At 68.6% G+C, this 20,981-nt stretch carries 19 protein-coding genes; 2 read left to right on the forward strand and 17 right to left on the reverse strand.

Features of this window, described 5'->3' with window-relative positions:
- The 10 genes from AB0P21_RS02500 to AB0P21_RS02545 all read right to left on the reverse strand — a co-directional run bounded on the left by AB0P21_RS02500 (position 1) and on the right by AB0P21_RS02545 (position 10,720).
- Positions 1 to 858 carry an AraC family transcriptional regulator gene (locus AB0P21_RS02500; RefSeq protein ID WP_363693237.1) on the reverse strand — a complete coding sequence of 286 codons (858 nt, stop codon included), beginning with the start codon at positions 856 to 858 and terminating at the stop codon, positions 1 to 3.
- Positions 855 to 2,288, reverse strand: coding sequence for a polysaccharide lyase 6 family protein (locus AB0P21_RS02505; protein WP_363693239.1), 1,434 nt, complete (start codon positions 2,286 to 2,288; stop codon positions 855 to 857). The genes AB0P21_RS02500 and AB0P21_RS02505 overlap by 4 nt, the downstream gene beginning before the upstream one ends.
- Positions 2,289 to 2,302: 14 nt before the next feature.
- Positions 2,303 to 3,574: an alpha-L-fucosidase gene (locus AB0P21_RS02510; RefSeq protein WP_363693241.1), complete on the reverse strand. Its 1,272-nt coding sequence runs from the start codon at positions 3,572 to 3,574 to the stop codon at positions 2,303 to 2,305.
- 5 nt (positions 3,575 to 3,579) lie between these two features.
- Positions 3,580 to 4,446 carry a carbohydrate ABC transporter permease gene (locus AB0P21_RS02515; protein WP_363693243.1) on the reverse strand — a complete coding sequence of 289 codons (867 nt, stop codon included), beginning with the start codon at positions 4,444 to 4,446 and terminating at the stop codon, positions 3,580 to 3,582.
- Complete coding sequence (locus tag AB0P21_RS02520) at positions 4,443 to 5,402, reverse strand: sugar ABC transporter permease (RefSeq protein ID WP_363693245.1); 960 nt, start codon at positions 5,400 to 5,402, stop codon at positions 4,443 to 4,445. Before AB0P21_RS02520 ends, AB0P21_RS02515 begins: the two co-directional genes overlap by 4 nt.
- Complete coding sequence (locus tag AB0P21_RS02525; protein ID WP_363693247.1) at positions 5,399 to 6,724, reverse strand: sugar ABC transporter substrate-binding protein; 1,326 nt, start codon at positions 6,722 to 6,724, stop codon at positions 5,399 to 5,401. The genes AB0P21_RS02520 and AB0P21_RS02525 overlap by 4 nt, the downstream gene beginning before the upstream one ends.
- Before the next feature lie 158 nt (positions 6,725 to 6,882).
- The gene (locus tag AB0P21_RS02530) at positions 6,883 to 7,425 is read right to left on the reverse strand and encodes a hypothetical protein (RefSeq protein WP_363693249.1); all 543 of its coding nucleotides are present in this window, start codon (positions 7,423 to 7,425) and stop codon (positions 6,883 to 6,885) included.
- A 13-nt stretch (positions 7,426 to 7,438) separates the two neighbouring features.
- On the reverse strand, positions 7,439 to 8,668 hold the full coding sequence (locus AB0P21_RS02535; RefSeq protein ID WP_363693251.1) for an ABC transporter permease: 1,230 nt from the start codon (positions 8,666 to 8,668) through the stop codon (positions 7,439 to 7,441).
- Positions 8,668 to 9,360: an ABC transporter ATP-binding protein gene (locus AB0P21_RS02540; RefSeq protein WP_363693253.1), complete on the reverse strand. Its 693-nt coding sequence runs from the start codon at positions 9,358 to 9,360 to the stop codon at positions 8,668 to 8,670. Before AB0P21_RS02540 ends, AB0P21_RS02535 begins: the two co-directional genes overlap by 1 nt.
- Complete coding sequence (locus tag AB0P21_RS02545; protein WP_363693255.1) at positions 9,350 to 10,720, reverse strand: HlyD family efflux transporter periplasmic adaptor subunit; 1,371 nt, start codon at positions 10,718 to 10,720, stop codon at positions 9,350 to 9,352. Before AB0P21_RS02545 ends, AB0P21_RS02540 begins: the two co-directional genes overlap by 11 nt.
- 237 nt (positions 10,721 to 10,957) lie before the next feature.
- On the opposite strand from AB0P21_RS02545, the gene AB0P21_RS02550 reads away from it, so the two are divergent.
- Positions 10,958 to 11,341: an RNA polymerase-binding protein RbpA gene (locus AB0P21_RS02550; RefSeq protein ID WP_026162638.1), complete on the forward strand. Its 384-nt coding sequence runs from the start codon at positions 10,958 to 10,960 to the stop codon at positions 11,339 to 11,341.
- Positions 11,342 to 11,395: 54 nt separating this feature from the next.
- Here AB0P21_RS02550 and AB0P21_RS02555 read toward each other — a convergent pair whose 3' ends face one another.
- From AB0P21_RS02555 to AB0P21_RS02585, 7 genes are all read right to left on the reverse strand, one after another.
- Entirely contained in the window at positions 11,396 to 11,932 is a 537-nt protein-coding gene (locus AB0P21_RS02555; protein WP_363693258.1) for an FxsA family protein, read from the reverse strand.
- Positions 11,933 to 11,955: 23 nt separating this feature from the next.
- Positions 11,956 to 13,533, reverse strand: a complete 1,578-nt coding sequence (gene lnt, locus AB0P21_RS02560; protein WP_363693260.1) for an apolipoprotein N-acyltransferase — start codon at positions 13,531 to 13,533, stop codon at positions 11,956 to 11,958.
- Between the two features lie 476 nt (positions 13,534 to 14,009).
- The gene (locus AB0P21_RS02565) at positions 14,010 to 14,399 is read right to left on the reverse strand and encodes a hotdog domain-containing protein (RefSeq protein WP_363693262.1); all 390 of its coding nucleotides are present in this window, start codon (positions 14,397 to 14,399) and stop codon (positions 14,010 to 14,012) included.
- Positions 14,396 to 15,154: an OAM dimerization domain-containing protein gene (locus AB0P21_RS02570; protein ID WP_363693264.1), complete on the reverse strand. Its 759-nt coding sequence runs from the start codon at positions 15,152 to 15,154 to the stop codon at positions 14,396 to 14,398. Before AB0P21_RS02570 ends, AB0P21_RS02565 begins: the two co-directional genes overlap by 4 nt.
- Positions 15,151 to 16,728, reverse strand: coding sequence for a lysine 5,6-aminomutase subunit alpha (locus AB0P21_RS02575; RefSeq protein ID WP_363693266.1), 1,578 nt, complete (start codon positions 16,726 to 16,728; stop codon positions 15,151 to 15,153). The genes AB0P21_RS02570 and AB0P21_RS02575 overlap by 4 nt, the downstream gene beginning before the upstream one ends.
- Positions 16,716 to 18,317, reverse strand: coding sequence for an amidohydrolase family protein (locus tag AB0P21_RS02580; RefSeq protein WP_363693268.1), 1,602 nt, complete (start codon positions 18,315 to 18,317; stop codon positions 16,716 to 16,718). The genes AB0P21_RS02575 and AB0P21_RS02580 overlap by 13 nt, the downstream gene beginning before the upstream one ends.
- Before the next feature lie 3 nt (positions 18,318 to 18,320).
- Positions 18,321 to 19,400 carry an L-erythro-3,5-diaminohexanoate dehydrogenase gene (locus tag AB0P21_RS02585; protein ID WP_363693270.1) on the reverse strand — a complete coding sequence of 360 codons (1,080 nt, stop codon included), beginning with the start codon at positions 19,398 to 19,400 and terminating at the stop codon, positions 18,321 to 18,323.
- 106 nt (positions 19,401 to 19,506) lie between these two features.
- On the opposite strand from AB0P21_RS02585, the gene AB0P21_RS02590 reads away from it, so the two are divergent.
- Positions 19,507 to 20,976, forward strand: coding sequence for a lysine 2,3-aminomutase (locus AB0P21_RS02590; protein ID WP_363693272.1), 1,470 nt, complete (start codon positions 19,507 to 19,509; stop codon positions 20,974 to 20,976).
- Positions 20,977 to 20,981: the final 5 nt, after the last annotated feature.

Here is a 20,981-nt window from a genome sequence, read left to right on the forward strand (position 1 = left end):
TCAACCGTTGGGGCGGTACAGCTTCCGGTATTCGCTCGGCGTCACCGAGCTGACTTGACGGAACACTTTGGAGAAGTACGACTGGTCCATCCCGACCTCGGCCGCGATCTCCTCCATCGGCCGGGTGGTGGAGGCGAGCTCACGCTGCGCCCACTCGATCCGGACCCGCTTGATGTACTGCTTGGGCGACAGCCCGAACTCGGTCCGGAACCGGCGGACGAACGTCGCCAGGTCCTGACCGAAGTGCGCGGCCAGCTCCTCGACCGTCAGTGCGGTGCCGAGGTTCTGCTGGATGTACTGCGCGACGCTCGACTCACTCGTCTCCTGCATCGCCAGCTGGACCGACCCGGCCGGCGCGCTGTCCAGATAGTGCGCGAACAACGCCGTCAGCGCGGATCGCAGCCGCAACGGCGTCGCCAGCCCGGGCGGGTCGCGATCCGCCGCGCCGACCTGCTCGAACAGCGCCGCGGCCTCCTCGGGCGCCCTGCTCTTCACGATGTACGGCAGGGTCAGCACCTCGCCGATGTCGCGATCGCCGATCAGCGCCGAGAAGTGCAGCCAGTGCTTGCGGAACACGTTGTCGCTGATGGTCTCGTACGACACCGGCACCTCGGCGGGGAGATAACACAGGTCACCAGGCTCGGGGTACAGCTCCTCCTCCCCGACGACCAGCTTCCCCTCCCCTTCGAGGATCAGGTAAAGCCGCGAGAACGGGTCGGGTTGTAACGGCCGCGACCACTCCCGATGCACCCGGGTGATTCGCGCGGCGACGACCAGGTCCAGCCGCAGCCGGTCCAGTTGGGTCCGGATCAGTTCGTCCGTACGCCGGGTGTTGGCGGGCGCCTTGGTGGTGATCATCGGGCGTTGGGCCCGACGTCGGCAGCGGTCAGCGGGCTGAGTCCGGGGCGACGCCGCGAGAACTCGTCGGCGCCGACGTCGACCCGCCCGGTCCGCCGGTCGCCGTCCAGGTCGCAGTCGACGTCACGGTAGGGACGGCTGGCCGCGTTGATCGCCGGGCTGCCCGCAGTGAGCCGGCGAATGCCGTCCGGGCTCACGGCCAGTCGTGGGTCGACCCGCCGGAAGGCGGTCAGCGGCGCGTTGCCGTCGGTCGCCGTACCCCAGAGGATGTTGCCCGCCCAGCCGATTCCGTCCTGGAACGGCACGTTCACCAGTTGCCCGTTGTCAGCCACCAGCAGATTGTCGGTGATCGTGCAGGCCAAGGGCGGCAGGGTCCGGTGGCTCTCGCCGCTGACCGCGGTCTCGCAGTCCAGCACGGTGTTGAGGGCCAGTTGCACCCGGTCGGGAGCGTCGTTGCCGCGCCGTGAGGCCGGTGTCTCGCCGGGGAAGTGATCGCGGACGTTGCCACTGCCGAGCACGATCCCCGATCCGCTGATCTTCTCGACGTAGTTGTTCACGATCCGGTGGTCGTCGCCGTAGATCCGGATGCCGTTCTGGCCGGAGAGCAGGTAGTTGCCTTCGACCCGGTTCGCGTTGCCGTGCCGCAGCACGATCCCACCAAGGCTGTCGCGGATCGTGTTGTGCCGGATCACGTTGCCGGACGACTTCACCGAGATCGCCTCGGGGTCGCCGTTCGCGCGCTCGAACAGGTTGAACTCGACCACCGCGCCGGCTGTCGACAGTGCCCGCGGACTCACGCCGAGCCGGATCGGCTCACCGCCGTTGTCACCGGGGAAGCTGTGGTCGCTGAAGTGGTTGCGATAGACATGGACCCCGGTCGCCATCGCGTCCGAACCGGCCCCCTCGATGCCGAGGTAGATGCCGAGCGTCGTCTTGCCGTGGAAGGCGTTGTGGTCGACGGTCGAGTGGTCGGCCCGGACCATCAGCCAGTGCAGGCCCTCGATATCGGCCAGCTGGAAGTCGTTGCGGGTCAGCCGGATCCGCTTGCAGTCCGGCGGGATGTCCAGGGTGGTGCTCTGCCGGAAGGCGAAGCCGTTCAGCGTGATGTCCGACGATCCGGTCAGCACGAAGCTCTGCGCACCGGTCAGCACCACGCCACCGGGCGTCTCCGCCCGCAGTACGATCGGCCGGCCCGGCGCGCCACGCTTGCCGGTGATCGCGATCGGTGTGCCGGCCGGGACCGGGTAGTGGCCGTTGGCAACGGTGATCAGGGTGCCGGGGCCGGCGGTGGCGAGCGCGCGCTGCAGCTCCTCGAGCGAGCGGACGTGACGGCGGTCGCGGGACCGGGCGGAGGCGGGCAGTCCGGCGGTCAACGAAACTCCTGCCAGGCCGGCGGCGGTCCCGGCGGCGATGAAGGTGCGGCGGTTCATGAGTTCTCCAGGGATCAGGCGGGCGGAGTCAGGAACAACTCGATGACCGGTACGGCGACCTCGGGGCGGCGTACCGGGAGTTGGAGGGTCAGCGTGCCGGGCGGCTGGCCGCCTGGCTGAGTGTTCTCGTGCAGCCGGCTCGCGTCGGGCTCGACCAGGTGGATCTCCGAGGCGTCGGAGAGCAGTTGCGCGTAGTCGACCTTCCCGGCGAGGTCAGGCAGGTGCACGTGCTTGAACGGCCAGCTGAACAGGTGCAGGTAGAGCCGATCCCCCGCATGGGTGTAGCGGCTGTCCGGCGGGGCGACGTACGACGAGGCGCCACATCCGCGGATCGACCGCTCGTGCAGCCGGGTCCACTCCCCGATCGCGGTCAGCGTCGCCTCGGCCAGTGGATCGATCTCGCCGCGACCGTTCGGTCCGACGTTGAGCAGCAGGTTGCCGTCTTTGGAGACGCCGTCGATCAGCATCCGGATCAGCAGCTCGGGGCTCTTGTAATCGAAGTTGTCGCGGTCGTAGCCCCAGCTGCCGTTGAGGGTCTGGCAGGCCTCCCATGCGATCGGCCCGTCGGGACCCGACATCGGGCCGGCCGGCTGGTACTGCTCCGGCGTCACGAAGTCCCCGGGCAGCCCGGTCCGGTCGTTCACCAGGATGTCCGGCTGCAGCTCGCGGACCATCGCGAGCAGCTCCTCGGCGCCCCACTCCTCCGCGCCCTTGCCGCCCCAGGTGTGCGAGCGGCCGGCGTACGAGAAGTCGAAGAAGAGGTAGTCGATCTGGCCGAAGTCGGTCAGCAGTTCCCTGACCTGACCGTGCAAGTACGTCCGGTACTCCGAGATGTCACGACCGGCCGCCCGCGCCTTGTACTCCTCGTCGTCGCGCTGCGGGTGGAACCCGTCGACCGGGAACGACGGGTGATGCCAGTCGATCAGCGAGTGATAGAACCCGACCTTCAGCCCTTCGGCCCGGCACGCGTCGACGAAGGGCTGCAGCAGATCCCGCCCGTACGGCGTGTTCGTCACCTTGTAGTCGGTCAGCGCGCTGTCCCACAGACAGAAGCCGTCGTGGTGCTTGGTCGTCAGTACGACGTACCGCATGCCGGCCTTCTTGGCCGACCGGGCCCACTCGCGCGGGTCGTAGAGGTCGGGGTCGAAGCGTGCGAAGTACCGGTCGTACTGCGCGTCGGTCAGCCGTTCACGGTTCTTCACCCACTCGTGCCGGGCCGGCAACGCGTACAGACCCCAGTGGACGAACATGCCGAACCTGTCGTGCCGGAACCATTCCTTGGACATCCGGATCAGCCTTTCAGGGCGCCTGCGGTCAGGCCGCGGGCGAACGAGCGCTGGAAGAACAGGAACACCGTCACCGACGGCAGCAGCGCGAGCAGCGAGGCCGCCATCACCACGCCGGGCGTCACGACCGGGTCGATCCGGAGCGTCCGCAGCGCCAGCGGCAGCGTGTAGGACTCGGAGTTCGTTGCCACCAGCAACGGGAGCAGGTACTGGTCCCAGATCATCGTGAAGCCGAAAACGCCGATCACGCCCAGGGCCGGCTTGCACAGCGGCAGGATGATCTGGGCGAAGATCCGGAACTCGCCGGCACCGTCGATCCGGGCCGCCTCCTCCAGCTCCTTCGGCACGTCCTTCATGAACTCGGTCATCACCAGGATCGAGAAGGCCCAGGCGCCGAGCGGCACGATCATCCCGGCCAGGGTGCCCATCAGGTTGAGATGCACCAGCGGCAGGTCGGCCAGTACCAGGGTGAGCGGCAGCGCCAGGATCTCCTCGGGCAGCATCATGGTGGCCAGGATCGCGACCATCACCAGCGTCATCCCGGGGAAGATCTTGCGGGCCAGGGCGTAGCCCGCCAGCACCGAGACGGCGACCTGGAGCAGCAGCCCGAAGCCGACCACGAAGAACGAGTTGAACAGGTACTTCAGCACACCGTGGTCGAAGGCGATCCGGAAGTTGTCCAGCGTCGGGCTCTTCGGCACGATGCTCAGCTGGGTCGGGTCGGAGACGTGGTTGAACGAGCCGACCAGCAGCGCCAGCAGCGGACCGGCGAAGACGACGAACAGCCCGGCGTACACGACGAACTTCACGGCCTTGGCGACGGCGCCTCTGCTCTCGGTGAGACCCAGCGCGGTCTCGGTGGCGGCACTCATGCGGATCTCCTCTTCCGGAGCAGCTGGACGCAGACGGTCAGGATCAAGGTGGCGACGAAGAGCAGCACCGCTCCGGCCGACCCCACGCCCAGCCGGTTCTGCTCCAGCCCGAGCTTGTAGATCAGCGTCATCACCACTTCGGTGGAGCCGTTCGGCCCGCCGTTGGTGAGCAGGAAGACCTCGGTGAAGCTGCGGAACCCCCGCACCGCCGCGAGCACGAAGAGGATCGCGAACACCGGCCGCAACCCCGGCAGCGTGACGTGCAGGATCCGTTGCCTGGTCGACGCGCCGTCGACGGTCGCCGCCTCGTACAGGCCGCGGTCGATCCCCGCCAGCCCGGCGAGGAAGATCATCATGTCGTACGGCGCGCCGCGCCAGATGCCGGTCACCGCGATCGACGCGAGCGAGGTGTCCGGGTCGTTGATGAACCCGGACGGGCCCAGCCCGACCAGGCCGATCACCTGGTTGAGCAGGCCGTCGCTGGTCGGGTGGTACATGATCCGCCACAGCTCGGCGACCACCGCGATCGGGACCACGACCGGCAGGAACGCCGCCGACCGGATGAACGTCAGCTTGCGGGTCTGGCCCTCCACCAGCAGGGCCAGGCCGAAGCCGAGTGCCATCGAGCCGAAGGTCTGCCCGATGGCCAGCAGGATCGTGTTCCAGGTCGCGGACCGGAAGCCCTCCGACGACAGGATCTCGGCGTAGTTCGCCGTACCGACCCAGGTGTTGCCCAGGTAGGGGCGGACCTCCTGCACGGACATCGAGACGGCCTGCGCCATCGGGATGAACTTGAAGTACACGAACAGGATCAGCGCCGGGGCCAGGAACAGCCACGGGATCCACCACTTGCCACTTCTTCTGCGCGCTCCTGCTGTGCTGCTGCTCCCCCGTCGCCGCGCCTTGCCGGCGGCGGCTGCCGAGGTTGCCGGTGGCGCGGCTTCTTTCAGGCTCACGACGCGCCGATGCCCTGCTGGCCGAGCATCTCCCCCAGCTTGCCGTCGAGCTTGGTCAGCTCGGCCGAGACGTCGAGCCCGCAGTCGGCGATCAGCGCGTTGACCGTGTCGGCGGTCGCCTGGCGGACCGGCGTCCAGTTCGGGATCGACGGCGCGTACCGGCCGCTGTCACGGTAGACATCGGCGTACACCTTCCAGCGCGGGTCCTTGCGCACCGAGGTGACGTCGACGGTCTTGTTCACCGGCAGCTGCACGTTGAAGGCCTTCTCGCCTTCCATCCCGAGCTTCTGCGCCTCGGGCGAGATCACGTACGACGCCCACTTGTCCTGCCCGGCCTGGTTGGCCGACCCGGCCATCAGGTATGCGCTGCCGCCCTCGGCGAGCACGGTCGCGTCCTTGGCGCCGGCCGGGACGGGCACGACCTCGTACTTGTCCTTGCCGAGCGACTTGTCGAAGCGCGGCATCAGGTACGGGCCGACGACGTACAGACCGGTCTTGCCGGCCTCGAAGGTCTCGTTGGTCGGCGGTGTGTCCATCGTCGCGGCACCCGGCTGAATCACCTTGCTGGTGCAGGCCAGGTCGCGGAACCACTTGGTCGCGGCCACCGACTCGGGCGTCGACATCGCCGGCTTGTACTTCCCATCGGCCTGCTTGGCGATGAAGTCGCCGCCGGCTCCCCAGAGGAAGTTGGAGAAGTACCAGGACGCGTAGCCACGCTTGGTCGAGCCCGGCACCGCCAGCCCGAAGGTGTCGGCCTTGCCGTTGCCATCCGGGTCCCCGGTGGTGAACGCCTTGGCCAGCGCGGTCAACTCGTCCCAGGTCTTCGGCACCGGCAGCCCGGTCTTGGCGCGCCAGTCTTTGCGGATCAGCAGCGCGCTCGCCTGCGCGGAGTACGGGACACCGTAGGTCTTGCCGTCCCCGGCCTTGGCCACGGTCAACGCCGACTCGATCAGCTGATCGCTGCCCTCGACCTTGCTCAGATCGACTTCCCGAACGATCCCCTGGCTGACCATCGTGCCGAGCTGGGACGAGTCGTTCATGACGATGTCCGGCAGATCCTTCTGCGCCGCGCGCTGGGACAGCTTGGTCTCGAAGTCGTCGAAGATCGCCGTCACGGCGACCTTCTGCCCCGTCTTGACCTCGAAGGCCGCGGCGAGCTTCTTCATCCCCTTCTCGCCGTCCCCACCCGGCGTGGTCCGGGTCCACAGCTCCAGCGGCGCATCGGCGTCCTGCTCCACCTTCGGCGCCCCGCTGGTGCCACACCCGGCCACCGCCAGCACCGCTCCCAGCCCCAGAGCAGCCCATCTCAACGACTTCGCCATGCCTTCTTCTCCTGTCGACGAAGAGGCGATTTGTACTTTTTGCGCCTCATTTCGTCGGAAGATAGCGCTTTCCAAGCGGCGGCGTCAATGATTGGCGAAGTGACTGCGCGTCACCAGCCGGGATGACGGGGATGAGAGCGCGACCACCGGGTGGCTGCTTACCTCGGCGAAGGCGACCGCCCGAATCCGGGAGCCAACTCTCCCTGCCGCACAGTCCGCGCGGTCAACGTCCCGTCCGTCGTCTGCCCGCTGACCACCACCTGCTCGCCAGCCTTGAGATCCGCCGCAGTCCCCTTCGACGTCGTCTCGATGGCCGTGTCACCCGTCAGCTTCACCGTCACGTCACCCGACTGCGTCTTCACGACCAGCTGCGAACTGCTGGCAGACACGACAGTTCCGATCGCCGCGTTCCCCTGCCCACCAGGTGCGCCACCCTGACCCTGGCCGCGGAACCCGCCGTACCCACCGGCACCCGGGCCTCCCGCGCGCCCGCCAGCCTGAGCCGCCGGTGCGGCATCATCCTTCGCGAACGCGGCATGCAACCCAGCCCCACCGGCCAGGCCGACCGCCAGCACCACCACCCCGGCCAGCACGGCGGTTGCCACCGGCAACTTCAATGTCTTCTTCGGTTCCAGCGCGGCGCCGACCTCCTCGTCGGTACCGATCTGGGCGAACTCGTCATCAGGCTGCGGCGTGCTCACAGGAGTGAACCTCTCATTCGTGGCGAAGTGCATCGATAGGACGAAGACCAGCAGCCCGATGCGCGGGCATGCTGCCGAAGAACAGACCGACGGCGGCAGACACACCGAAGGCCAGGACAATCGAGGAAGGCACCAGCACCGGCTGTACTCCGGCCAGCTGGAACCGGCTGACCACCAGCGCCGCCAGCACCCCCACGGCACCACCGATCAGACTCAGCAACGTCGCCTCGATCAGGAACTGACCGAGAATCGTCCGCCGCCGCGCACCGAGCGCCTTCCGGATCCCGATCTCCCGGGTCCGCTCGGTGACCGTGACCAGCATGATGTTCGTGACGCCGATCCCACCGACGATCAGACTGATCGCCGCCACCGTCGCCAGCAGCGCGGTGAACGTCGCCGCCGTGTCCTGCGAGGTCTGCAGAATCTGCGCCGAGTTGGTGATTCGGAACGGCGAGGTCTGCGCAGCCGGCACCTGATGCCGAGCCGCCAGCAGTTCGGTCACCTCGGCCTGCGCACTCGCAACCCGATCCTTGTCCGCAGCCTGCACCACGATCTGCGACAACGCGCCGTACCCAGCCTGCGTCGCACGCAACGTGCTGATCGGCACGATCACCGTCGCATTCGGATCGGTGAACCCAGCCGCATCCTTGGCAGCCAGCACCCCCAGTACGACGAAGTCGACCGCGCCAAGCTTGACCGTCTGCCCAACAGCCGACGCCGGCCGCCCGAACAGTTCCGTCGCAGCCGTCTGCCCAAGCAGTACTACGCGTTGCGTCGTGTCCACGTCCTGCTGGGTGAACGAACGCCCGGTCCCGACCGGAGTGTTCGTCGCCGGCAGGTACCCCGGCGTCGTTCCGATCACCTGGTTGACCGCGTAGCTCGTGTCGCCATTGGTCGCAGTACCGGTGCTGGTCATCACCGGAGCAACAGCCGCCACATCGGGCGCCAGCCGATCATCGGACAACGCCTCGGCATCGGCCATCGTCAAGCTGTACTGCTGAGCCGATGGCCCGGCCTGGCCGCGGACGAACCCACCGCCCCCACCCGTGGTCGAGACGGTCAGCAAGTTCGTGCCCATCGCCTCCAGCCGATCCTGCACGGCCTTCCCCGAACCATTGCCAACAGCAACCAACACGATCACCGCGCCGACCCCGATGGAAACCCCGAGCACGGTCAGCAGCGAGCGCAGCTTGTTCGCACCGAGACCGCGCAGCGCGGCCCCGAACAGGTCCCGAGGTGACATCAGCCGGTCACCTCGTCGGCGACGATCCGTCCGTCGGCGACCTTGATCAGCCGGCGCGCGCGGCGCGCCACCTCGTCCTCGTGGGTGATCACCACCACCGTGCGCCCCTCGGCGTTGAGCGCGTCGAACATCCCCAGGACCTCGTCCGTCGACTGCGCGTCCAGGTTGCCGGTCGGCTCGTCGGCGAGCAGGATCCGCGGCCCGGTGGCCAGCGCCCGGGCGATCGCGACCCGCTGCTGCTGACCGCCCGACAGCTGGTTCGGCCGATGGTCCTCGCGATCGGACAGCCCGACCAGCTCCAGCGCGCGACGCGCCCGGCGCCGCCGGTCCGCCTTCTTCAGATGCGCATAGGTCAGCGGCAACTCGACGTTCGCGAGGGCGCTGGTCCGCGGGATCAGGTTGAACGACTGGAAGATGAACCCGATCTTCCGGCCCCGCACGAGCGCCTGCTGGTCCTCGGACAACCCGGCCACGTCGGTCCCGTCCAGCCAGTACTCACCGCGGCTCGGTACGTCGAGGCAGCCGAGGATGTTCATCAAGGTCGACTTGCCCGACCCGGACGATCCCATCACCGCGACGTACTCACCGGCCTCGACCCGCAGCGACACTCCCCGCAACGCGTGCACGGCGGTCTCACCCGCGCCGTACGTTTTGGTGACCTGCTTGATCTCGATCAGGGCGTCAGCGGCCACGGTTGGCTCCCCCGCCAGTGCCGGCGCCCGGGAACTGCCCGCCGCCACCGCCAGGAAGCTGCTGCCCGCCGGTCCTGCCTTGCCCAGCGCCGCCCTGCCCGGTCGCAGTACCGATCGCACCCTGCAGCAGCTCGATCTGCTCGCCCTCGTCCAGACCCGACGTGATCTGCGTGAAGCTCCCACCCTGCACGCCGATCTGCACCTCGCGACTGCCGCCGCCGTTGGCCATCGTCACGGTGTGGGTCGTCCCGCTCGTCACGATCGCCGTGGTCGGCACGTAGAGCGCGTTGGCGGCCTTCGCCGTCTGGACGGTCACGTTCGCCGTCTGCCCGATCCGGGCGGTCGCCGGCACCTTCGCCAGCGTGAAAGTGGCCGAGTAGGACACCACCCCGTTCGTGGTGGTCGGCATCGGCGACACCGAGGTCAGAGTCGCGGTGAGCGTGCTGCCCGGTTCCGCGTTCAGCGTGACCGTCGCCGCCTGCTTCGCCTTGATCTTGACCGCGTCGGCCTCGGGGAACGCCGCGACCACCTGCAGGGTCTTCAGATCTGCGATATCCACGAAGCCGGTACCGGCCGCCGTGCTGGTCGAGGCGGTGGAGCTGCCACCCGCAGCGCCGGCACCGGTCGAGCCGGTACCGGTGGATCCCGTCGAGCCCGAGCCGCTCGAACCGCCGGCCACCGAACCGACCGAGCCGTTGATCGCCGTGATGGTGCCTGCGATCGGCGCTGTCAGAGTCGTGGCGGTGACGCCGGCCTGCGCGGCTTCGAGGTTCTGGTCAGCCTGTTCCTTGTCAGCCTTCGCCCGGGCCAGACTCGCTTTGGCATTGGTGACCGCAACCGCGGGACTCTGACCTTGGCTCTGCGTCTGGGTCTGGGTCTGCTCGCCCGGAGTCGGGGTCGGCGTCGGCTCGGCCGCCGCGGCGTCCGCCTCCTCCTTGGCCTCCTCGGCATCGTCGAGGGTCTCGTCGGCGGCGGTCACGGAGTTCTCGGCCGCGATCTGGTTCTGCTCAGCGATCCGTACGGCGCGCTGCGCGGCAGCCGGATCGATCCGCGCGATGGCCGCGCCCTTGGCGACCACCTGCCCGACCTTCACCAGCACCGCGGTCACCGTGCCCGACGTCGCGAACTGCGGAGACGCGGTCTGGGAGCTCTGCAACGTGCCGCTGGAACTCACCCCGGCCGTCACGTCGCCACGGGCCACGGCCACCGTCGGGCGCGTCGTACCGGCGGCTTCGGACTCGGGCCGGAAGAAAAGCAGGTACGCGGTGGTTGCGATGATCAGGACGATCGCCACCAGGGCTAGGTTCAGCAAGCTGGCGGCGCGGAGTTTGCGCCGTGGGAGGAGACTGGCTTTGGTCACGGACGCAGACGCTAGGGATCATTGCTGAGGAATACTTCCGGGGTACCTGGCAACTGGCTGTGAACATCGAGCGGGGTCGCTCACTGTGTCCTGCGACACACAGTGATTTGTGAACGCCCGATGACAAGGTGTGATGACGGTGCTGTCAGGTGCGTACCTGGAGCTCGGGCATGCCAAAATGGGAATGATCCGGGTCGGCCGACCGTTGGCACGGATGACGAATCTCGGAGGTTTGACATGTCTAATCGCGTTCTGCGTGGTTCGGGGCTGGGTGGGGTCAGCTTCGAGGATGACCGCGGCGTGGAGTTCGCGCCGCGCCAGATGATCACTTACGACTGCCCGCGCGGCCACGTGGTCGAGGTCACCATGGCGCACGACGCCGAGGTGCCCGCGATCTGGGAGTGCCCGCACTGCGGCAGCGAGGCCGCCCGTTCGACCGGTGAGAAGCCGGAGCCGAAGCAGGAGAAGCCGGCCCGGACGCACTGGGACATGCTGCGTGAGCGGCGCAGCATCTCCGAACTGGAGGAGCTGCTGGCCGAGCGGGTCGCGTTGCTGAGGTCCGGCGAGATCGGGCCGGCGCACCTGCACCGCACCCGTTCCACCGGCAAGCGCAGCGCCTGACGAAAACCTCGAACGGGCCGTCACCACACTGTGGTGACGGCCCGTTCGGCGTTCTCAGGCAGAAGGGTTCTGTTTGGGGAGCTGCTGGTCATCAGGCTCGATGACCTCACCCTGTACGACGTCCTCACCGGCCGTCCGCTCGCGCCGCGCCCGGTCGGCGTCGTCCGGGGTCGGCGGGCGGAAGGTACCGGGCATGAAGCCGGTGATCGGGTTGCCGCCGAGCTGGGCCGCGACCCGCCGGCTCAGGAACCCGGCCAGCACCTTGCGCGCCAGCGGCCGGGTGAACGGCAGCACGAAGAAGAACCCGAAGATGTCGGTGATGAAGCCGGGTGCCAGCAGCAGCGTGCCGCCGACCAGCACCAGCGCCGCGTCGGCCAGCTCCTTACCGGGCATCCGCGCCGTCTGGGTGGCCTCTGTCAGCGCGTTCCAGGCGCGTCGGCCCTCCCGCTTGATCAGCCAGGCGCCGAGCGCGCTCTCGACCAGCAGCAGCGCCACCGTGGGCCAGCCACCGATCGCCTGACCGACCTGGATGATGACGTAGATCTCGAGCACCGGTACGACCAGCAACGCGACCGCGATGAACCAGGGCATCTTCACACCTTCTCGCTGAACACCTAGACAGGCACCTTTTCACGGTCGGGGGCCGCTGCGGGCGGATTGCCGGTGCGCGGCTTGCGGCCGCTCAGCAATGCCACCAGTGCTCCCAGGATGCCCAGGCCGGTCAAGACCCACTGCGGCCAGCCGCCGAGCTTGGTGGCCAGCGTCTGCCGGTCGATCACCGGAACCTTGGCGACGTACACGTCCGGGACGAACTGGCCCGACTTGTGCTCGACCTTGCCGTTGGGGTTGATCACGCCGGAGATCCCGCTGGTGGAGGCGATCAGCACGGTCCGGCCGGTCTCGATCGCGCGCATCCGGGTGATCGCGAACTGCTGCTCCGGCTGCCCGGTCCCGCCGTACGTCGCGTTGTTGGTCTGCACGATCAGGATCTGGGCGCCGCCCTTGGCCACGTCGGACACCACGTTGTCGTAGGCCAGCTCGAAGCAGATCAGGTCGCCGTAGGTGACGCCGCCGATCGGCATCAGACCGGGACCGACGCCTGGCGCGGTCTGCCGGCCGACCATCTCGAGCCGCTTGATGTACGGCAGCAGCTGCTCGCGGAACGGCACGTACTCACCGAACGGCACCGGGTGGCGCTTCGCGTACCGCTGGCCGGCGCCGGTCTGCGGGTCCCAGACGATGCCGGTGGTCTGCCGCTCGTTCTCGCCCGGTCCCTCGGTCACCGCGCCGACCAGGATCGGCACCTTGACGGCCTGCACGGCGGTCTCGATGTCGGCCTTGGTCTCGGCGTCCTTGTACGGGTCGATGTCGGTCGAGTTCTCCGGCCAGATCACCAGGTCGGGTTTGACCTGGGTGCCGGCGTCGACCTGCTTCTGCAGGTCGAGGGTCGCGTTCATGTGGTTCTTGGTCACCGTCCGGGCCCGGCCGAGGAACTCCAGCCCCTTGCCCGGCACGTTGCCCTGGATCATCGCCGCGGTCACCGTCTTGCCGTTGCCCTCGGTCGACAGCGTGACCAGCCCGCTGAGCCCGACGATCGCGAACCCGGCGACCAGGGCGACCGCGCGCAGGCTCAGCGCGCTGCGGCGACGCAGTACGGCGAAGACGAGAACACCCAGCAGCGCGATCACGAAGCTGAGCCCCGCGATCCCGACCAGGGAGGCGAGCCGGCCGAGCGGCTGGTCGGCGAACGCCCAGGCCAGGCGACCCCAGGGGAACCCGCCGAACGGCACCGAACTGGTCGCATACTCGGTCGCGACCCACAGAGACGGCACCCAGAGCATCCACAGCTTGTGCTTGAGCAGCTGACTGGCGAACACCCCGAACACGCCGTAGAACAGCCCCTCGAGGATGGCCAGCGCGATCGCGGCGTCGCCGCCGATCACGGTCAGCCACGGCACCAGGACGGCGTAGTACGTGATCCCGAAACCGGATCCGACCAGGAAGCCGCCCTTCTTCGAGACGCCGCTCAGCGCGGCCAGCAGCAGCGGCACAGCGGCGACAGCCAGCCACGGATGGTCATGCGGCTCGAAGGACAACCCGAGCAGCGCGCCGGCGCCGACCGCCACGATCACCCTCGGCAGGATCCGCCCGAACGCCTTCAACCGCTCCACAGCCACGCCCCTTCGCCTCACCACCCGATCCCTACCGGGTCGCACGACGGTACAACGTCCGGCCACCCCAGATGTATCCGGTCAGTGACGGGCGGGCAAAAGGAAAGAGGCTCGGCGCCCTTCGGACCAACCGGAGACCCGCTGGTTGCGAGCCACCCGGCTGTTGTCTACTGGGCGCCGAGCCTCTTTTACCTCTGCCCCGCGGAGGGCTGACCACCGGCGATCTCTGCCCCCGTCGACTCAAGCCTGGCACTGGCCTGGTCAGCGTCGCGGGATCATCCGGTGGCTGAACTTCTTGGCACTGCTGGAAAAACGGGTGGTGACGACTCCCAAAACGATGCTCGTTCGCGGCCGTGGTGTCAACCTTTCCGGCGGCTACTTGAAGTCGTTGTAACACTTTTGCCTGTCCTGACAGGACAAACGAGCCGCCGCCACCGATGTCACGTTACAGAGCCGTCTCGGCACTCCACGTGATCGTTACCCAGGGCAACTAATCGTCACGCGACCGGTACGACGACCGTCCCGGTGGCGCGGGTGATCAGCAGCGGCTCGGCCAGTACTTCGGCCGCCGACTCCGACAGGTCCGTCCGCCCGCGGCAGACCACCGTCGCCTCGAAGCTGAGCTCGCGGCTGCGGTTGCCGACCCGGGAGATGGTGGCCTTCACCTCGACCACGTCGCCGGCCCGCAACGGCTGCAGGAACTGCACGTCGGAGTACGAAGCGAAAAGTCCTTCATCTCCGTCCGCCTGGATGCAGACCTCGGTCGCCACGTCGCCGAACAGGCCGAGCACATAAGCGCCGTCGACCAGGTTGCCCGCGTAGTGCGCGTGGCTGTACGGCACGTACCGCCGGTGGGTGACGCTGAGGCCAATAGTTGCCTTGGTCATGCACTTCTCCGAACTGACGCGAGCTTGCGACGGGTGACGAGGGCATCGACCAGGTAGCTGGCCACCTCGCCAGGAGTGGTACCGCGGCCGAACACCCGGTCGACGCCGAGCTCCGGTGCCATCGCCTCGGTGAAACGGGGGCCTCCGGCAACCAGTACCGGGCGGGCGTCCTCGGCGTACGCCTCCCGGAAGGCGGCCGACATCTCCTTGGTGTTCATCATGTGCGCCTCGCGCTGGGTGACCACCTGGGAGACCAGGATCGCGTCCGCCTTCTCGGCCTTCGCCCGCCGGACCAGTTCCGGGACCGCGACCTGGGCGCCGAGGTTGACCACCTTCAGCTCCCGGTAGTACTCCAGGCCCTTCTCCCCCGCGAACCCCTTGATGTTCATGATCGCGTCGATGCCGACGGTGTGCGCGTCGGTGCCGATACAAGCGCCGACCACGGTCAGCCGCCGGCGCAGACCCTTCCGGATGGCGAGGTTGGCGTCCTTCGGCGAGAGCAGCGGGTAGTCGCGCTCGATCACCTCGACCTTGTCGGTGTCGACCAGGTGGTTCACCGGTCCGTAGACGACGAAGAAGGTGAAGTCCGGACCCATCGGCTTGGCGTGCACGACCAGCGCCGGGTCCATCCCCATCTTGTTGGCCAGCTGGATCGCCGCGCCCTCGGCGCGCTTGTCGTGCGGGATCGGCAGCGTGAACGACATCTGCACCATCCCGTCCCCGGTGGTGTCCCCGTACGGCCGGATGATGCTCACTGTGCCTCCTCGAGCAGTTCAATCGCTGGGTTGTAGTACTCCGAGGACCGGCGGGCGACCCCATCGAGTCCACGGCCGGCGTCCTGCGGCCGCTTCATCAGCCCGAAGGTGCCGTCGCCGATCGCGTTCAGCAGACCATCGTCGACGATCCGCTCCAGCAGCTCCACCGACTCCCCCAGCACCTGCCGCGCGCGCTGCGCGATGAAGCCGTTCGGCGCCGGATGGAAGTCCTCGTGAAGGTTGCCTGCGGCACCCAATACGTACCGGACGTTCTGCAGCGCCAGGTCGCGGTCCGAGATCCACGGCGTCACGACCGCCTCGGTCATCATCCCGACCAGCAGGATGCCCTGGCCGGTCAGCGCGCCGACCAAGTTGAAGAACCCGTCCAGCAGGTAACCGCGGAAGACGTCGCCGGTCATGTGCCGGGTCGGCGGCATCCACTTCAGCGGCGCGTCCGGGAACAGCTGCCGGGCCAGCATCGCGTGCGCCAGCTCCATCCGGAACGAGTCCGGGATCTCCGGCGTGATCTCGAACGCGTGCCCGAGGCCGAGCTGCCAGTCCTCCAGCCCGGCCTCCTTGGCGAAGTACTCGTTCAGCAACTGCGACACCGTCACCGTGTGCGCGGCGTCGACCGCGTCGGCGGTGGTCAGGTAGTTGTCCTCGCCGGTGTTGATGATGATCCCGGCCCGGGCGTGGATCTGCCGGCTGAACCGCTGGTCCACGAAAGTCCGGATCGGGTTGATGTCGCGGAACAGGATCCCGTACATCGAGTCGTTCAGCATCATGTCCAGCCGCTGCAGCCCGGCCAGCGTCGCGATCTCCGGCATGCACAGCCCGGAAGCGTAGTTGGTCAGCCGGATGTACCGCCCGAGCTCACGCGACGACTCGTCCAGCGCCGCCCGCATCAGCCGGAAGTTCTCCTGCGTCGCATACGTCCCGGCGAAGCCCTCCCGGGTCGCGCCTTCGGGCACGTAGTCCAGCAGCGACTGCCCGGTCGAGCGGATCACCGCGATGATGTCCGCACCCGCCCGGGCCGCGGCCTGGGCCTGCGGGATGTCCTCGTAGATGTCGCCGGTCGCGACGATCAGGTAGATCCACGGCCGCTGCTCGGGATCGCCGTGCTTCTTGATCAGCCGATCGCGCTCCCGCCGCCGCCCGTCGACCAGCTTCAGGCCACCCGCCGCGGCCTTCCGCGACGCCGCCCGAGCCCGTACTGCGTCGCGCCCCTCCGGCAGCCGGAACGTGACCGACCCGGAGGCAGCCTTCTGCGCAAGCACGGACAGGTCCTCCGCCTCGCCGCGCAGCAACGCGTCCCACACCGGCAACGCCAGCCCGTGCTCCAGGCCGACATCGGCGCGCACGGTGTCGGCGAGCCGGTTCACCCACGGGATGCCCTCGCTGTCGGCGCCGGCCAGCCCGGCCAGGCGCAGTACGGCGCGCTCGACCGAGACCGTCGTGTGCTGCTTGGCGATGGTGACGATCGGCCGCCCGGCCTTGCGGGCCAGGCTGCGCGCCTTGCGGACGGTGACCGGATCGAGGTCCAGCTTCTTCACAGCACGGGTCACGACGGCCATCCTTCGGATTCGTACACGACACGACCGCCGACCACAGTCCGGCGGCACACAGGAACAGGTGCTTCATCACTCAGGTCGGGCAGCACGGGAACGCCTGCCCGCGGATCCGTCGACCACGCCGCGACCCGCTGATCCGGGGTCTGCACAACGAGATCGGCGTCGCTCTCCCACACCGCGTACGTCGCCGCGCTCCCCGGCGCGAGGACCCCGGCATCGTCGATCCCGGCCGCCCGCCAGCCACCCCGCGTGTGGGCAGCGAAGGCAGCCCGGACCGTGATCCGCTGCCCGGCTTCGTGGTGGAACGCAGCTGCGCGCACTGCTTCCCAGGGACCGACCTCGGTAACCGGCGAGTCCGACCCGAAGGCCAGTACGACGCCGGCGCGCGCGAGCGAGCCGAACGGGTTCATCCCCGCCCAGCGGTCACCCACGCGTTCGGCGTACATGTCGCTCGGTCCGCCCCAGTGCCGGTCGAACATCGGCTGGACGCTGGCGACGACTCCGCAGCGCGCGAGGGTCGCGATCGCGGCGTCGTCGACCATCTCGACGTGCTCCAGCCGGTGTCGCACGGCCACCAGGGCCTGCACGCCGACCTTCTCCGCGGCGAGCTCGAACCCGCGCGCGATGTTGTCGAGCGCCGCGTCGCCGATGCAGTGGAAGCCGGCCTGGACCTCGCGCTCGGTGCAGGCGATCACGTGCTCCGCGATCTCCTCGGCGGTCAGATATGCGTGCCCGGTGTGATCCGCCCGATCCGCGTACGGCGCTCGCAGGGCGGCTGTCCGTGAGCCGAGTGCGCCATCCGCGTTGAGGTCACCCGCCAGCCCGGCCAGGCCGTACTCCGTGACGTAGTCGAAGACCCCGGGCTGTCCCCAGTACAAGGTTGCCGAGAGCCCCAATTCGTCGGCGGCCCGGCGAACCAGCGGCAGCTCCCACAGCGGCCCGATGTGCGGCGCGCCCATCTCGTGGAAGGCGCCGATCCCGCGGGCGGCCATCGCCTTCACCGCGGCGCGCGCGTCGTCCAGACGCTGCTCGGCCCCGACCAGGTCACCCAACGTGTCTCGCACCGCGTGGTGGGCGTCGCGCTCGACCCGTCCGTTCACGTCGTACCCGGCCAGCGCTGCCAGACCGTCGACGGCGGCGGCCATCGATGACGAGATGACACCGGAGTGGCCGTCGATGCGAGAGAGGTAGACGCGACGGCCGTCCGCGGCCCGGTCCAGTTCTTCGGAGGTCGGCGGGCGACCCTCCGGCCACTTGGTCTCGTCCCAGCCCGACCCGTCGATCACCGCGTCGGGTCCGGCCTTGGCGGCGAAGGCCGCGAGCCGGTCCAGGGCGTCGGCGAGGTTCGTCGTACCGGCGAGGTCGAGGCCGGTCAGCAACGCGCCGATCTGCGCGGTGTGGACGTGCGCGTCGACGAACGCCGGCGCGACCAGCTTGCCCTGCAGATCGACGACCTCGTCCGCGCCGGACGCGTAGGAGGCCGCGCTGGTGTCGTCACCGAGCCAGGTGACCACGCCGTCGTCGAAGGCGATCGCGGTCGCATGGGGGTCGGCGGGTGAGTAGACGGAACCGTTCGTCAGAAGTGTGCGCACGGGCTAATCCTCCGCCAGCCTGCGCTCGAACAACTCACGGACACCCGGCTCGGACCGCAACAGCTTCAGCGCGTACTCCGCGTGGCCGGGCACGTACCCGTTTCCGACCAGCATCGTGACATCCGCCGCCAGCCCTTCGGCCCCGAGCGCGGCGGCGGAGAACGAGGTCGCCATCGAGAAGAAGATGACCGTGCCGCCGGCCTTGGTGGAGAGGACCGCGCCGTGCTCGCACCCGGGGACGTCGACGCAAAGCACCGTGATGTCGGCACTGCCGTCGGACCCGTCGCCCCCGCCGTCCACCAGTCCCCCGGCGACGGCCTTCGCCAGCGCCACGGGGTCCCGGGCGTCGGCCAGCGCGACCGCATCGGCCAGACCGGACTTCCCTAGCTTGTCCGCCTCCGCCTGGAACGGCACGACGCCGATCGTCCGCGCAGCACCGGCGTCCCGCGCCGCGGCCAGCGACAGCGACCCGCTCTTCCCTGCGCCGCCAATTACTGACACGATAGGTTTTAGCCCTTTGTCGACATATTGGCGCACCACGCGAGCGGTCAGCGCGGGCGCTCCACAGACGTCCATCACCGCCAGCGACAACTCCGGCGCGAGGTCGTCCGGCAGCTTGGCGACGATCGAGCGGGCGAAGAGGATCGCGTGCCCCTCGGCCGGCACCTGCTCGCTGCGCCCGTCCCACTTCGCCAGACCGTCGGTGATCTGCAGCGGCGTCAGGGTCAGCGACACCAGCGTGGCGACCCGGTCACCCTTCTCGACGCCGAGCGGTGAGTCGGGCCCGACCTCGTCGACCGTGCCGACGAGCATGCCGCCCGAACCGGTGACGGGGTTCTGCATCTTGCCGCGCTCGGCGACGATCCGCAGTACGGACTGCTTGACCGCCTCGCCGTCGCCGTCGTGCTGCTCGGCCAACTGCCGGTACGACGCGGCGTCCAGGTTCAGCCGCTCGACCGAGATCCGCACCTCGTCGGGCCAGAGCTCCGGTCGGGGATCGAGTCGCTGGGCCGCCTGGGGCAGCACCCCGGCCGGTTCGAAGACTCGGTGCAGTCCGACCGGCGAGGTCGTAGTGTCCGGCACGGGGGCTCCTTCAAGGGAAATCTTGCGGTGTTCTAATGGATGTACCGTAACTTCTATCGCTATCCTCACAAAGACCAACACCGTCGTTGAGCCCCCAGGAGGACTCGTGACCGATTTGATCAGCCCGGAGCTTGCAGTTGCTGACCTCAACGAGCAGCCGTACGCGTACCGTCGGGCCGACCTGGTCGAGCCCGACTGGACCCGGATGCCGGGGTTCAAGGATGTGACCGCCGAGGAGTGGCGCTCGGTCCAGTGGCAGCGCTCGCACTGCGTGAAGAACGTCAAGCAGCTGCGCGACGTGATGGGCGACCTGCTCGAGGAGCGGGTCTACGAGGACCTGAGCCGCGACCAGGCCGAGCGCGCGACGATGTCGATGCTGCTGCCGCCGCAGATGCTGAACACGATCGTCCCGCAGGGCGCCGCGGCCGGCCGCGAGTACACCGAGGCCTTCTACACCGACCCGGTCCGGCACTACATGCTGCCGATGTTCACCGACCGGCGCTCGGACTGGCCGTCACACCCGCACGCGACCCGCGACTCGCTGCACGAGCACGAGATGTGGGCGACGGAGGGCCTGACCCACCGGTACCCGACCAAGGTGCTGGCCGAGATCCTGCCGACCTGTCCGCAGTACTGCGGTCACTGCACCCGGATGGACCTGGTCGGCAACTCGACCCCGGTGATCGAGAAGCTGAAGTTCACCATCAAGCCGCAGCAGCGGCTGGACGACATGCTCGAGTACCTGCGCCGCACTCCCGGCGTCCGCGACGTCGTGGTGTCGGGTGGCGACGTGGCCAACATGCCTTGGCCGCGGCTGGAGTCGTTCCTGACCAGCCTGCTGGAGATCGAGAACATCCGCGACATCCGGCTGGCCACCAAGGCCCTGATGGGGATGCCGCAGCACTGGCTGTCGGACGACGTCCGGGCCGGGGTCGAGCGGGTCGCGCAGCTCGGTCGCCAGCGCGGCGTGATGATCGCGATGCACACGCACGTCAACGCGGCGCAGTCGGTGACCCCGCTGGTGGCTGAGGCGACCAAGGCGATGTTCGAGGCCGGTCTGCGCGACGTCCGCAACCAGGGCGTGCTGATGCGCGGCGTCAACGACTCGGTGCCGCAGCTGCTCGACCTGTGCTTCGCGCTGCTCGACGGCGCGACCATCACGCCGTACTACTTCTACATGTGCGACATGATCCCGTTCTCGGAGCACTGGCGGGTCTCGGTGAAGGAGGCGCAGCACCTGCAGCACGGGATCCTCGGCTACCTGCCGGGCTTCGCGACGCCGCGGATCGTCTGCGACGTGCCGTACGTCGGCAAGCGCTGGGTGCACCAGCTCTCGGAGTACGACGAGGTCCGTGGCATCTCGTACTGGAAGAAGAACTACCGGACCGGGATCGAGCAGCAGGACCCCGAGGCGTTGAACCGCACCTACGAGTACTACGACCCGATCGACACCCTGCCGGTCGAGGGCCAGACCTGGTGGAACCAGCACGCCGGCGATTCGCTCGCCGAAGCCGAGAAGCGCGCTGCTGCCTCCCGGGGCGCCGCTGAGGCGCAGAAGCTGATCCAGATCACCTGAGTGGG

The organism is Kribbella sp. NPDC056861 (assembly GCF_040687575.1).
GTDB lineage: Bacteria > Actinomycetota > Actinomycetes > Propionibacteriales > Kribbellaceae > Kribbella.

Coding starts and splice junctions, on each gene's coding strand:
- AB0P21_RS02555 (WP_363693258.1), bottom strand. CDS start 11,932: ATGCCCTGGTTCATCGCGGTCGCGTTGCTGGTCGTACCGGTGCTCGAG.
- AB0P21_RS02575 (WP_363693266.1), bottom strand. CDS start 16,728: ATGGCCGTCGTGACCCGTGCTGTGAAGAAGCTGGACCTCGATCCGGTC.
- AB0P21_RS02515 (WP_363693243.1), bottom strand. CDS start 4,446: ATGAGTGCCGCCACCGAGACCGCGCTGGGTCTCACCGAGAGCAGAGGC.
- AB0P21_RS02565 (WP_363693262.1), bottom strand. CDS start 14,399: ATGACCAAGGCAACTATTGGCCTCAGCGTCACCCACCGGCGGTACGTG.
- AB0P21_RS02550 (WP_026162638.1), top strand. CDS start 10,958: ATGTCTAATCGCGTTCTGCGTGGTTCGGGGCTGGGTGGGGTCAGCTTC.
- AB0P21_RS02505 (WP_363693239.1), bottom strand. CDS start 2,288: ATGAACCGCCGCACCTTCATCGCCGCCGGGACCGCCGCCGGCCTGGCA.
- AB0P21_RS02535 (WP_363693251.1), bottom strand. CDS start 8,668: ATGTCACCTCGGGACCTGTTCGGGGCCGCGCTGCGCGGTCTCGGTGCG.
- AB0P21_RS02500 (WP_363693237.1), bottom strand. CDS start 858: ATGATCACCACCAAGGCGCCCGCCAACACCCGGCGTACGGACGAACTG.
- AB0P21_RS02510 (WP_363693241.1), bottom strand. CDS start 3,574: ATGTCCAAGGAATGGTTCCGGCACGACAGGTTCGGCATGTTCGTCCAC.
- AB0P21_RS02525 (WP_363693247.1), bottom strand. CDS start 6,724: ATGGCGAAGTCGTTGAGATGGGCTGCTCTGGGGCTGGGAGCGGTGCTG.